The organism is Pseudomonas sp. 21615526 (assembly GCF_013386245.1).
Classification (GTDB): domain Bacteria; phylum Pseudomonadota; class Gammaproteobacteria; order Pseudomonadales; family Pseudomonadaceae; genus Aquipseudomonas.
The window spans coordinates 16,092-29,043 of the sequence record NZ_JACAOM010000031.1 but is presented as its reverse complement, the minus strand read 5'-3'; the positions used below and the strand labels follow the sequence as shown (position 1 = coordinate 29,043).

Sequence of the window (12,952 nt, the reverse complement as noted above, 5' to 3'; positions counted from 1 at the left end):
CGGCGGCCCTTGTTCAAGCATGCTCTAGAGGAGCCAGTCATGCGTTATATCAGCACCCGCGGCCAGGCACCGGCCCTGAATTTCGAAGACGTTCTGCTGGCCGGTCTGGCCACTGACGGCGGCCTGTACGTGCCGGAAAACCTGCCACGCTTCACCCAGGAAGAAATCGCTTCGTGGGCCGGCCTGCCGTACCACGAGCTGGCGTTCCGGGTCATGCGCCCGTTCGTCACCGGCAGCATCCCGGATGCGGATTTCAAGAAGATCCTGGAAGAAACCTACGGCGTGTTTTCCCACAGCGCCATCGCCCCGTTGCGTCAACTGAACGGCAACGAATGGGTCCTGGAGCTGTTCCACGGCCCAACCCTGGCGTTCAAGGATTTCGCCCTGCAACTGCTGGGTCGCCTGCTGGACTACGTGCTGGAAAAACGCGGTGAGCGCGTGGTGATCATCGGCGCTACTTCCGGTGATACCGGCTCGGCGGCGATCGAAGGCTGCAAGCACTGCGAAAACGTCGACATCTTCATCCTGCACCCGCACAACCGCGTGTCGGAAGTGCAGCGTCGGCAGATGACCACGATCTTCGGCGAGAACATCCACAACATCGCCATCGAAGGCAACTTCGATGACTGCCAGGAAATGGTCAAGGCCAGCTTCGCCGACCAGAGCTTCCTCAAGGGCACGCGCCTGGTAGCGGTGAACTCGATCAACTGGGCGCGGATCATGGCCCAGATCGTCTACTACTTCCATGCTTCCCTGCAGTTGGGCGGCCCGGCGCGTTCGGTGTCGTTCTCGGTGCCAACCGGCAACTTCGGCGATATCTTCGCCGGTTACCTGGCACGCAACATGGGCCTGCCGATCAACCAGCTGATCGTCGCCACCAACCGCAACGACATTCTGCACCGCTTCATGAGCGGCAACCAGTACGTCAAGGAAACCCTGCACGCCACACTGTCGCCGTCGATGGACATCATGGTCTCGTCGAACTTCGAACGCCTGCTGTTCGACATGCACGGTCGCAACGGTGCTGCCCTGGCCGGCCTGATGGACAGCTTCAAGCAAGGTGGCGGTTTCAGCGTCGAGCAGGAGCGCTGGACCGAAACCCGCAAGCTGTTCGACTCCCTGGCGGTGGACGACGCAGAAACCTGCGAGACCATCGCTGAAGTCTACGCCCAGACCGGCGAGCTGCTGGACCCGCACACCGCCATTGGCGTCAAGGCCGCGCGCGAATGCCGCCGCAGCCTGGACATCCCGATGGTGATTCTCGGCACCGCGCACCCGGTCAAATTCCCGGAAGCGGTAGAGAAGGCCGGGGTTGGCAAGGCGCTGGAATTGCCGCCGCACCTCACCGACCTGTTTGAGCGTGAAGAGCGTTGCACGGTATTGGCCAATGACCTGAAAGCGGTACAGGCGTTTGTCAGCCAGCATGGCAATCGCGGCAAGCCACTCTGAGCCAACGGCTTTGCGTGGTGGATCAAGCCCGTCTTCGTGACGGGCTTTTTCATTCTGGCGAGCCATACTTGCGCGGCGACCAACAAGAATAATCAAGGAAACCCAACCGGTGTATTTATCGACCCGAGCACACGCGTGGCTGGCATGTGTGCTGCTGCTTGGCCATGGTTCGGCAAGCCTCGCGGCTGTCAGCCTGCCGTTCAAGCTGGTGCCGGCGTTCATTGCCCTGGAGCCCATGCCCCTGACGGCCAGCGAGCAGCAATGGCTGGCGGCCCATCGGCCACTGAGAGTGGGCATTTCGATTGATGACTATCAGCCGATCGATATCACCCGCGACCGCAATCGCTACCAGGGCATCAGCGCCGATTACCTGAGCCTGATCGGCGCGCGTCTGCATGCACCGATGCAAGTCCTGGGTTTTGCCGAGCGGGCGCAGGCGGTGGAGGCCCTGCGGAGCGGCGCCATCGATATTCTCACCAGTGCCAACGGTTACGAGCGTGATGTGTCGGGGTTGCGCTTTACCGAAGACTACATGCCGGACCGCTCGGTGGTGGTCGTGCGCCGGGATGACAGCACCCAGAACGAGGACCTCAAGGACAAGAAGCTGGTGTTGCTGGACGGTTACGCCAACGTCAAGAACGTCCATCAGGCGTATCCCGGGAGCCACATCATGCTGGCACCGAATCTCTACAGTGGCCTCGAAGCGCTGAAGCAAGGTGATGCCGATGCGTTTATCGGCAACGAAGTGATCGTGCGCGCCTATAAATCGCTACGGCCCTACCTGGGCTTGCAGATCAAGGTGGAAAGCCGGCTGGCGCCCATCGGCTTTGCCTTTGCCACGCGGGAGGCCGACCCGCTGTTGGGGACGCTGATGGACCGGGCGCTGGCGAGTATTGATGAGTCTGTGCGGCGGGAGATCCTTGCGCGCTGGACCACCGGACTGGGGGTGGGCATTGCCGCCGAGCGCATCGCCTTGTCGGCCCCGGAGCGGACCTGGGTACTTCAGCATCCGCATGTGGTGGTGGCGTCCCAGCAACTGTCTCCCTATGTATTCAAGGACAAGGACGGCCAGTGGGTGGGGCTGAATGTGGACTTGCTCAACCGCATTTCACGCATGACCGGCCTGCAGTTCGTGATGGAGGAAGTGTCCTCCACTGCACAGACCCTGGGGTTGCTGGAAACGGGCAGGGCGGACATGAACACCACCCTGGCCGAGAATCAGGAGCGCAAGGCCTTTCTCGATTTCAGCCATGGGTTCGGGGGCTCAGGCTGGGTGTTTATCCAGCGCGCTGACGCACCGCCAGTGGCCAGTTTGAGCGAGCTTTCAGGCAAGGTGCTGGCGCTGCCGGCACGCCATGTCCTGGAGGGATATATTCGTCGCGAGCACCCCGGGATCAAGCTGCAATCGGTGGATAACTACGTCCAGGCCCGTGAGCTGGTAACGCAGGGTCGCGCGGCGGCGACTATCCAGAGTGAAGTGGAAGTGCAGAGTTACCCGGCCGATGAGTTGCGCATCGGCCGCAGTGTCGAGGGCAAGTGGTCGGCCAACAGCCTGTCGGTGCGCAAGGATCAACCGGAACTGCTGAGCATTTTGAACAAGGCGCTGGAAGCGCTGCCGGTCGCGGAATTGAGTGCCCTGCGTTTGCGTTGGCTGGGGAGCGTACCCGTCCCGGTGCCGGCCTGGCAGCGTGTGCCGCCATGGGCCTACTGGACGGTCGCCATGGCGCTGCTGTTTGTGCTGGTGTCCCTGGCCTGGAACAGCCGGCTCAAGCGCCAGATTCGCCAGCGCCTCCAGGCCGAGCAGCGGCTCAACGACCAGTTGGCGTTCAAGCGCGCGCTGCTGGACGGCATGCCCAACCCGGTATTCGTGCGTGATCTGGAAGGACGCCTGGTGACCTGCAACACCAGCTATGAACAACAGTTGAACACCCGGCGCGAGCAGATCCAGGGCCTGACGCTGATGGAAAGCGGGCTGATGCCTGACGCTACGGCCGCGCGCCTGCATGCCGGCCACATGGAGCAATTGGCGAGCCAGCAGTCGCTGTTCGTCGACCGGCAGCTGGAGTTCAATGGCGGGGCGTTTCATGTGTATCAGTGGACGGTGCCGTTCTTTGACGCCAAGGGCCAGCTCCAGGGTTTGCTCGGTGGCTGGGTCGATATCAACGAGCGCAAGGTCCTGGAGCTCCAGCTGATGGATGCGCGGCAGGCCGCTGACGAAGCGAACTACGCAAAAAGCGCGTTTCTCTCGACCCTGAGCCACGAGATTCGCACGCCGATGACCGCCATCATCGGTCTGCTCGAGCTGGAGCAGGAGCGTGCCCTGGCTGAAGGCAAGCCAGTGTCTGAAGCCCTGCGAGTGGCCCATCGCTCGGCGCGGGAGTTGATTGCCCTGATGGGTGACAGCCTGGACCTGGCCAAGATTGAAGCCGGTCATCTGCAACTGGCGCCGCAGGCCACTGACTTGAAAGGTTTCTTCGAGGGCATACAGCGCTTGTTCGAACCCATGGCGCAGAAAAAGGGCCTTCACCTGACCCTGGCATTCGACCCGAGCGCGCAAGGGTATTACTGGTTTGACCCGCTGCGCCTGCGTCAGGTTATCCATAACCTGTTGGGCAACGCCCTCAAGTTCACCTCGCGCGGCGAGGTTCGGGTCAGTGTTGCGCGCAAGCTTGACCCGGCGGGGGCCGAATATTTGCACCTGTGTGTGGAGGACAGCGGGCCGGGCATTGGCGTCGAGCAGCAGGCGCGAGTGTTCAAGCCGTTTATCCAGGTCAGCGCGCGGACGGCTGCCGAGCACGGCGGCACGGGACTGGGCTTGAGCATCTGCCAGCAACTGGTGGAATTGATGGGAGGCAGCATCACCCTGAGCAGCGTGGTGGGAGAGGGCACGGTGGTGTGCATCGACCTGTACCTGGATCGGGTCAGCAGTGACGACGTGCCAGCATCTGCGGGTGTACCGCTGCTGGTCGCCGGCCGCAACCTGTCGGTGTTGGTGGTGGATGACCTGCCGGCCAATCGGCTGGTGCTGGTTCAGCAGTTGCAGTTCCTGGGTCATCAAGTAGTGGCCGTCGACTCGGCCGAAGCGGCCTTGCAGCGTTGGCATCATGAGGTGTTTGACGTCATGGTCACCGATTGCAATATGCCGGGCATGTCCGGCTACGCCTTGAGTGAGGCCATCCGCCGGCTGGAAGCCCAGGAGCAACGGCCACGCCTGGCGCTGGTGGGTTGCACGGCGAATGCCCTGGATGATGAACAGCAGCGCTGCCGGGAGGCGGGAATGGATGAACTGCTGGTCAAGCCCGTGACCCTTGAGCACTGGACGCGTGTGCTCGCCCGCGTCGTGCCTGCACGCTCTTTCAGCATCCAGACCCTGCGCACCATGACCCAGGCCGACGGACCGGTTTTGCAGCGGATGCTGCAGGAGCTGGCGAGGAGCCTTGAGCAGGAGCATAACCTGATGGCCTCCGCCATGGCGGACCACGACCAGGTCCGGCTGGCCGCCTCGCTGCACCGCCTGAAGGGCATATGCTGCCTGGTGGATGCGTTGCCGCTGGCCAAGGCCTGTGTGGCGCTGGAAGGGTGTATTCGGGAGCAGCGCAACGCTGAGGTTGAACTGCACTGGTTAGCGCTGCGCGAAGCATTGATCGAATTCCAGGTCGAGCTTGAGGCTTATCTGGACCCGTCCGAATAAGACATGTCCTATGGGGAAGGCACGGGGTTTTTATTAGTCTGTGCACCCTCGCTTCTCCCCGGTAACGTTTTTCATGCGCTCCCTCAACGTCCTGATCCTCGAAGATAACCCGTTCCAACTGATGGCCCTGCATCAGATGCTCAACGCCAACGGCGTATTCAATGTACGCACGGCCGAAACGGTCGACGCCGCTCGCCAGTCACTGGAGAGCAAGGGCGCGGTGGACATCGCGATTTGCGATCTGTACCTGGAGCAGGGTGATGGCCTTGAGCTGATTCGGGAAATGGCGGAGCGCCGCCAGGCTCAGGTGTTGATCCTGCTGAGCAACGCCGAGCCGGATGTGCTGGAAGGCGTGGCGCACATGGCCCGACAGTTGGGGCTCAACGTGCTCGGCTGCCTGCCCAAGCCGGCGTCGGCAACGCTGATCGGGAAAGTCCTCGAGGCGTGCCGGGAGCGCTTGCGGCCCGGGCCGCCGGTGGTGTCCTGGGAGCGGGTGCGCCAGCTGCTGGACTTGAGTGAGTCCGAGCAGTTGCCGCCTTCGGCGGATCTGAGCCAGGCCGCTATCGCCCGCTGCGGCGCGGTCTGGTATCAGCCCATTGTCAGCCAGGCGGGCGCGTTGCAAGGTGTTGAAGCGCTGGCCCGCTGGCAGCTTCCTGACGGCGAGTTGCTGTTGCCTGACGCGTTTCTGCCGGTGCTGGAGTTTGCCGGAATGGAAGAGGCGTTTACCTGGCACGTGCTGGAACAAGCGCTGGGCCAGGCGGCACACGTCATGCGCGAAACCGGGCAGGTGCTGCCGGTGGCGGTGAATATCCCGGGGCGGATGCTGGAGCGTCCGCACTTTCCCCAAGTGCTGCAAGGCTTGCTGCAACTTCACGGCGTGCCCGCCCGTGGCCTGACCCTGGAACTGGTAGAAACCTCGCGCCTGAACACCGACAGCGCCCACGTCACCGGCTTGCTGCGTTTGCGGATGATGGGGTGCAAACTGTCCATCGGTGATTTCGGCGTGGGCGGCACCAGCCTGCAACGCTTGCTGGAATTGCCCTTCAGCGAATTGAAGATCCCGCCGGCGTTTGCCAGCGGCATGGCCAGGGACGATCGCAAGGCGGCAGTGGTTGCTGGCGCCATGAGCATGGCGAGGCGACTGGGTGTGGGTGTGGTGGTGACCGGGGTTGAAAGTGCCGCCGACTATCACGCGGTAAGTGAACTGGGGGCTGCGTGGTTGCAAGGCTGCTTTATCGCCGGCCCCATGGACGCCGAGGCGCTGAAGCAGTGGATCGCGTTTCAGGCTAGGCCAGCCCGTGTTCCTGCACATAGATAAACAGCGCGGCGTCGTTGCTCAGGCCCAGCTTGCGCATGGCGCTGACCTTTTGTGCACTGACGGTTTGCTTGCTGCGATGAAGATTTGCGGCGATCTCGCCTACCGTCAGGCCGCCGGCCAGCAGGCGGATGACTTCCAGTTCACGGGGTGAGAGTTGATCCTGGGAGTGCACACGCTCGACGCCGGCCAGGTTCAGTGACTGACTGATGGTCTGGGCCACATAACGTCGCTGCTGGCGCACCTGACGGATTGCTTCAGGCAATTCGTCTGCGAGACTGGCCTTGCTCAGCAGGCCCATGACACCCAACTCCAGGATGGCGTGGAACAGGCCGGCGTTGTTCAGCATGGTCACCACCACGATGGGCAGGCCCGGGTGATGCCGGCGCAGTTGTTCGATCAGGCGCAAGCCGTCGGCCTGGGGCTCGGCGGGCATCATGAAGTCGGTCACCAGAATGTCGCAGGCACAACGTTGCAGCAGTTCGCCAAGGGCCTGGGGTGAGTTGGCTTCACCGACGATGGTTAGCCTCTCGTCACGTTCCAGGACCGCCCGCAGACCGATGAGGAAAATCGGGTGGTCGTCGGCGAGGACGATGCGCAATGGCTTGTCAGACGTTTCGTTCAATACAGGCTCCCGGGGTAATTCGGGGATTCTAGCCTGTTAACGCAGGAGAGGGGCTGATGGTGCGGTTTACAAAGGTGTAAAAAACGCCGCGTCCCCGTCCGTGGGGCAGCGGCGTTTTTCGTTTCTGGCAGGCCCGGCCGGAGTGATCGTTTAGGCGAGTAGTTTCTGAGCCACTGCCATTACGGTTCCGACAGCCGTGAAGAAGCCGATGGCGATACCAACGGGATACCAGAAATTCTCTCGGGTTATCTTGTGGGATTCTGCGTTTAGCTTGCGTTGCTCGGCATAAATTCTGGATATGTCGGCGTGAATCTTCTCTAGTATTGCTTGCTCTTTTTCGTGTTCCAGCATGGTCTTCGTCCTTCGCAACGGGGCCTTTTGGTATGCGCTGTTTATCGATGTGCCGGCATGATCAGCACTCACCGAGTATAGGATTCACCCTCGGCATCAGCGCCAAAACGGCAACTCATTGAGTAAGCAGTTATGTGCTGCCGTTTTTTGCTTGTCATGTTGCAAGCGCATGCTGGACACGTCATCCCCCGGCAACCCTTGAAAGACGAAAAAGCGAACTTTCCTACGACGCAAATAGTCACTTAGGATAGATGCAGCTCCCGTTTACACGATTGTTTCCGAACTATTGAGTGGTGATCGAGATGGAAAGTATCAGCCTATTGCTCGGTGAAGCACTGAGCCCTTATCAGGTCACGCTGACCACCTCGGGTGTGCAGGGCGAATGCCTGGTGACCGTAAAGAATCCGGCCGGTGCCATCGTGGTCGAACGAGAAGTCGACCAGGCACAATTGACCGACAAGCGTGCATTGGTGGATGTGGTGGACTGTTTGCACCGCGACTTGATGATTGCCGAAGGACGCCTGGAACCCTCGGTCATGGCGGCCCTGCGCAATGCGGCCCTGACTCGGCCGATTGCCTGCGCATGAAGATTTATTTTTGTTGGGAACCTTCCTACGGCAAGGTGAGTCAGATTTTGTAACAGCGAGATCAAGCATTGTGCTCCGGTGCTTGTGGCTCGTTGTTACTGGTCTTTTTAGGCCCTTATTAACCCCGAGTTGTCTCCCCACTGCTCGGGGTTTCTTTTTGCCTGCGATTTGTCATGGGCTCGGGGCATCCTGGAAAAACGTCGGGTGGTCTTGCAGGTATTGCTCACGCATGACCGGGTCGAGCCATGAGGCGTAGGACTGTCGCAGTTGCTCCTGCGGGATCTCGCGCAGCACCTGATTGATCCGCTCGATAGCCGTGCGGCCTGAGGCGTTATCCGTGCAGGCGATCCGGGTCAGTTGATAGGGCGGGGTGCCTTTGATGGGGTAGAAGATCAGCTCCTGTGGATCAATGCCTTGTTGCAGCGCCTGGTAGCGCACTTCTGTCCAGTAACCCAGCACCGCTTCCAGCCGACCCTTTCGTTGCATCTGCAGCAGGCTGCCGAGGGCGTCATTGCCGTAATGTGGCGCCAGTTTGTGAGCACTGGTGTGCTTCAGCGCTTCATCGATGATGGCGCCGTAGCTGCGTTCGGCGATGATGCCAAGGCGCGCATCCCGTGCATTCAAAAATGCCTCCAGGTCGAACCGTCCATCCACCACAAACGGCGCCAGCAGCGCCCGCTGACCCTGGCGGATCGTCACCCCGTTGCTCACGGCCGCGAAGGCCTGGGCGGAAAACACGATGGTTTTAGCGCGCTCCGCCGTCCACAGCAGGGACGGGTCGCAGGTAAGCGTGCCGGGGTCGCGGAGCATCTGCATGCCGCGCGCGCGGTTCACGTGGAGGATCTGATGTCGATACTCCGGCATGTGTTCGGCGAGTATCGGCAGCAGTTGGTCGAGGGCGCCCTGGCCTTTTTGCGGGCCTTCGAAAATCGTCACTGGCGGCAGGTCACGCAACAGCCAGATCAAGGTTTCCTGGGCCTGGCTCGACAGTGGCCAAGTCCCGAGCAGTGAACCCAGGAGGCAGAGTCGAATGATGAAGCGCCGGCCCATCAGATCGCGCCGTTCTCACGCAGGCGGGCAACGGCGGCCGCGTCGTAGCCCAATTCAGCGAGCACCACGCTGTTGTGCTCGCCCAACTGCGGTCCGACCCATTCACAACTGCCCGGTGTGTCCGACAGTTTGGGCACGATGCCGGGCATTTTGAAGTCCTTGCCGCCCGGGAGCTGCGCCTTGAGGAACATCTCGCGGGCGAGAAACTGCGGGTCTCCCAGCATGTCTTGCGCGCTGTAGATGCGGCTGGCGGGCACTTCGGCCTTGTTCAGCTGTTCCACCACTTGCTCAAGCGGCAGCGAGTTGACCCAGCGATCAATCACCCCGTACAACTCATCGCGCCGGCTGTCGCGGCCATCGTTGCTGGCCAGCGCCGGGTCGTTGGCCAGGTCGTCGCGACCAATGGCCGACATGAAGCGCTTGAAGATCGCGTCGCCATTGGCGCCGATCTGCACATGCTTGCCATCTTTGCTGGTGTGGATCGAGGAGGGCGTGATGCCGGGCATGATGTTGCCGGTGCGCTCGCGGATAAAGCCGAACACGTCGAACTCCGGGATCATGCTCTCCATCATCGCGAAGATCGCCTCATACAGCGCCACATCCACCACCTGGCCGAGCCCGCCATTCACTTCACGATGACGCAGGGCCATCAGCGCCCCGATCACGGCCCACAACGCCGCGATCGAGTCCCCGATGGAAATCCCGGTGCGCACCGGCGGGCGGTCCTCGAAACCGGTGATGTAACGCAGGCCCCCCATGGATTCGCCCACCGCGCCAAACCCAGGCTGGTCCTTCATCGGCCCGGTCTGGCCAAAGCCCGAGAGGCGCACCATCACCAGTTTCGGGTTCAGGGCGTGCAAGGTTTCCCAGCTCAGGCCGAGCTTTTCCAGCACGCCAGGGCGAAAGTTCTCAATCAAAATGTCGGCATCCGCCAACAGTTGCTTGAGGATCGCCAGGCCGTCCGGGTGTTTCAGGTTCAGGGTCAGGGATTTCTTGTTGCGCGCCTGCACAAACCACCACAGCGAGGTGCCTTCATACAGCTTGCGCCACTTGCGCAGCGGGTCGCCGCCATCCGGGGATTCGACCTTGATCACCTCGGCGCCGAACTCGGCGCAGATGCGCGACGCAAACGGGCCGGCGATCAAGGTGCCGAGTTCGATGACTTTCAGGCCGGCAAGTGGTTTGGCGGTAAACGACATGAGGAACCTTTCGGGCAGGGCAGGGATGTGAGCCTTTTAACATAGGCGAGTGGCGCAGTGATAAGGATGATGCAGCGCAGTATTCGTTGAATCACCTCGCCATCGGTTAGACTTGCCGCCTTTCCCTGTCTCTAGAAGTCCGTTCATGGCCCAGCCGTCCACGACCTACAAGTTTGAACTCAACCTCACCGACCTTGACCGTTCGGTGTACGAGAGTGTCAAGCAGACCATCGCCCGCCACCCTTCGGAAACCGAAGAGCGCATGACCGTGCGTTTGCTGGCCTACGCGCTTTTCTACAACGAGCAGCTGTCTTTCGGTCGTGGCCTGTCAGATGTAGACGAGCCGGCGCTGTGGGAAAAAAGCCTGGATGATCGCGTCCTGCACTGGATCGAAGTCGGCCAGCCGGACGCGGACCGCCTGACCTGGTGTTCCCGCCGTACCGAACGCACGACCTTGCTGGCCTACGGCAGCTTGCGCGTCTGGGAAGGCAAAGTGGTGCCGGTGGCGAAGAACCTGAAAAACGTGAGCATCGCCGCCGTCCCCCAGGAAATCCTGGAAGTCCTGGCCAAGGACATGCCCCGGGTGATCAAGTGGGACGTGATGATCAGCGAAGGCACGATCTTCGTGACCGATGACCGTGGGCAGCACGAAGTCCAGCTGGAATGGCTGGCTGGCGAGCGCGGCTGAAACGTCGATAACTGATTGGACGCTGGTCGAGTGTGGGAGCTGTCGAGCTTCAGCGAGGCTGCGATGCAGGCGCTGCGGTCTGACAGCTACACCGAGGTGATCCCATCGCAGCCTCGCTGGGGCTCGACAGCTCCTACAAGGGATCACCGCTAATTTCAACATTAAAGAGAAGTTTCCGTCACCCCATGCGTATCGATCCTCGCCCGTTGCCCGCCGTCCTGCCATTCCTCGGTGAATTGCCACCGTTGTTGACCCGTCTCTACGCCGCACGCGGGGTGCAATCGGAAGCCGAGCTGGATAAAAGCCTGGCGCGGCTGATCCCGTATCAGCAGCTCAAGGGCATCGATGCTGCGGTGGACTTGCTGGTGACGGCCCTGGAGCAGCGCCAGCGGATCCTGATCGTGGGTGACTTCGACGCCGACGGCGCCACCGCCAGCACCGTGGGCACCCTGGGCCTGCGCTTGTTGGGCGCCGCCCATGTCGACTACCTGGTGCCCAACCGTTTCGAATACGGCTACGGCCTGACCCCGGAAATCGTCGCCGTGGCCCTGCAGCGCCAGCCACAGCTGCTGATCACCGTGGACAATGGTATCTCCAGCGTCGAAGGCGTGGCGGCCGCGAAAGCGGCGGGGCTCAAGGTGCTGGTTACCGACCACCACTTGCCGGGCGACGAACTGCCCGCAGCCGACGCCATCGTCAACCCGAACCAGCCGGGCTGTGAATTCCCCAGCAAGGCCCTGGCCGGTGTGGGCGTGATCTTCTACGTGCTGATGGCCCTGCGTGCGCGCTTGCGCAGTTTGGGTTGGTACGAGAACAAGCCGCAGCCGAATATCGGCGAACTGCTGGACCTGGTGGCCTTGGGCAGCGTGGCCGACGTGGTCCCGCTGGACGCCAACAATCGCATCCTGGTCTACCAGGGCCTGGAACGCATTCGTGCCGGTCGTGCCCGGCCGGGGATCAAGGCGATCCTCGAAGTAGCCAAGCGCGATCACGCCCGCATTACCTCCACCGACCTTGGTTTTATCCTGGGCCCGCGCCTGAACGCCGCCGGGCGCCTGGATGACATGAGCCTGGGCATCGAGTGCCTGCTCACCTCGGATTTCGCCGCCGCCCGGGAAATGGCCGCGCAACTGGACGGCATGAACCAGGACCGCAAGTCCATCGAACAAGGCATGCAGCGCGAGGCCCTGGCCCAGCTCAAGGACTTGCCGGTGGAGTCGATGCCGTATGGCTTGTGCCTGTTCGACCCGGAATGGCACCAGGGCGTGATCGGCATCCTTGCCTCGCGCATGAAAGAGCGTTACTTCCGCCCGACCATCGCCTTTGCCGACGCCGGTGACGGCCTGCTCAAGGGCTCCGGGCGCTCCGTGCCGGGTTTTCATATTCGTGACGCGCTGGCCGTGGTGGCCAGCCAGCACCCAACGCTGATCGCCAAGTACGGCGGCCACGCCATGGCGGCAGGTCTTACCTTGCCCGAGGCCAACTTCCCACTGTTCGCCGAGGCCTTTGACGCCGAAGTGCGTCGGCAACTGCGCGAAGAAGACCTGACGGGCCGGCTGCTGTCCGACGGCACCCTCGCGGTTGAAGAGTTTCACCTGGAACTGGCCCGCGCCCTGCGCAACGCCGGGCCGTGGGGCCAGCATTTCCCAGAGCCGTTGTTTCACGGGGTGTTCCAACTGGTGGAGCAGCGCGTCGTCGGCGAGCGCCATCTGAAGGTGGTGCTCAAGAGCGAGTGTGGATCGGTGAAGCTCGATGGCATTGCTTTCGGCATCGACCGCGAGATCTGGCCCAACCCCACCATTCGCTGGGTGGAACTGGCCTACAAGCTCGACGTGAACGAGTTCCGTGGCCAGGAAACCGTGCAACTGATGATCGCGCATATCGAGCCGCGCTGAACCCTGTGCAATCCTCTGTTGTCGACTAGTCTCTAAGCACTGTGTGATCGGTCTTGTGACCTTGTCTTATTTCAGCCCGCCGGGGACGGGTTTTTCGTCGAC

Annotated in this window: 10 protein-coding genes; 6 read left to right on the top strand and 4 right to left on the bottom strand. The window is 61.9% G+C overall.

What is annotated here, in order from left to right:
- Positions 1-39 precede the first annotated feature (39 nt).
- The 3 genes from thrC to HX786_RS11225 all read left to right on the top strand — a co-directional run bounded on the left by thrC (position 40) and on the right by HX786_RS11225 (position 6,458).
- Complete coding sequence (gene thrC, locus HX786_RS11235; RefSeq protein ID WP_003209579.1) at positions 40-1,449, top strand: threonine synthase; 1,410 nt, start codon at positions 40-42, stop codon at positions 1,447-1,449.
- A gap of 109 nt (positions 1,450-1,558) precedes the next feature.
- Positions 1,559-5,140, top strand: a complete 3,582-nt coding sequence (locus HX786_RS11230) for a transporter substrate-binding domain-containing protein (protein ID WP_178912061.1) — start codon at positions 1,559-1,561, stop codon at positions 5,138-5,140.
- 73 nt (positions 5,141-5,213) lie between these two features.
- A complete protein-coding gene (locus HX786_RS11225; protein ID WP_102605533.1) occupies positions 5,214-6,458 on the top strand; it encodes an EAL domain-containing protein in 1,245 nt (414 codons plus the stop codon).
- On the opposite strand, the gene HX786_RS11220 is transcribed toward HX786_RS11225, so the two are convergent.
- The gene (locus tag HX786_RS11220; RefSeq protein WP_003209573.1) at positions 6,427-7,080 is read right to left on the bottom strand and encodes a response regulator transcription factor; all 654 of its coding nucleotides are present in this window, start codon (positions 7,078-7,080) and stop codon (positions 6,427-6,429) included. The two genes, HX786_RS11225 and HX786_RS11220, sit on opposite strands and share 32 nt — an antisense overlap.
- A gap of 150 nt (positions 7,081-7,230) precedes the next feature.
- Positions 7,231-7,431, bottom strand: a complete 201-nt coding sequence (locus HX786_RS11215; RefSeq protein WP_003209572.1) for a hypothetical protein — start codon at positions 7,429-7,431, stop codon at positions 7,231-7,233.
- 302 nt (positions 7,432-7,733) lie between these two features.
- Between HX786_RS11215 and HX786_RS11210 the strand changes: the two genes are divergently transcribed.
- Positions 7,734-8,018: a DUF3509 domain-containing protein gene (locus tag HX786_RS11210; RefSeq protein ID WP_003209570.1), complete on the top strand. Its 285-nt coding sequence runs from the start codon at positions 7,734-7,736 to the stop codon at positions 8,016-8,018.
- A 171-nt stretch (positions 8,019-8,189) separates the two neighbouring features.
- On the opposite strand, the gene HX786_RS11205 is transcribed toward HX786_RS11210, so the two are convergent.
- Together HX786_RS11205 and HX786_RS11200 are read right to left on the bottom strand one after the other, a co-directional pair.
- Positions 8,190-9,068 (bottom strand): TIGR02285 family protein, encoded by an 879-nt coding sequence (locus HX786_RS11205; RefSeq protein WP_003209569.1) that lies wholly within the window; start codon positions 9,066-9,068, stop codon positions 8,190-8,192.
- Positions 9,068-10,267 carry a CaiB/BaiF CoA-transferase family protein gene (locus HX786_RS11200; protein WP_003209568.1) on the bottom strand — a complete coding sequence of 400 codons (1,200 nt, stop codon included), beginning with the start codon at positions 10,265-10,267 and terminating at the stop codon, positions 9,068-9,070. Before HX786_RS11200 ends, HX786_RS11205 begins: the two co-directional genes overlap by 1 nt.
- A gap of 145 nt (positions 10,268-10,412) precedes the next feature.
- Between HX786_RS11200 and HX786_RS11195 the strand changes: the two genes are divergently transcribed.
- Together HX786_RS11195 and recJ are read left to right on the top strand one after the other, a co-directional pair.
- Positions 10,413-10,955, top strand: a complete 543-nt coding sequence (locus tag HX786_RS11195; protein ID WP_003209567.1) for a YaeQ family protein — start codon at positions 10,413-10,415, stop codon at positions 10,953-10,955.
- Between the two features lie 185 nt (positions 10,956-11,140).
- Positions 11,141-12,850: a single-stranded-DNA-specific exonuclease RecJ gene (gene recJ, locus HX786_RS11190; protein WP_008438230.1), complete on the top strand. Its 1,710-nt coding sequence runs from the start codon at positions 11,141-11,143 to the stop codon at positions 12,848-12,850.
- Positions 12,851-12,952: the final 102 nt, after the last annotated feature.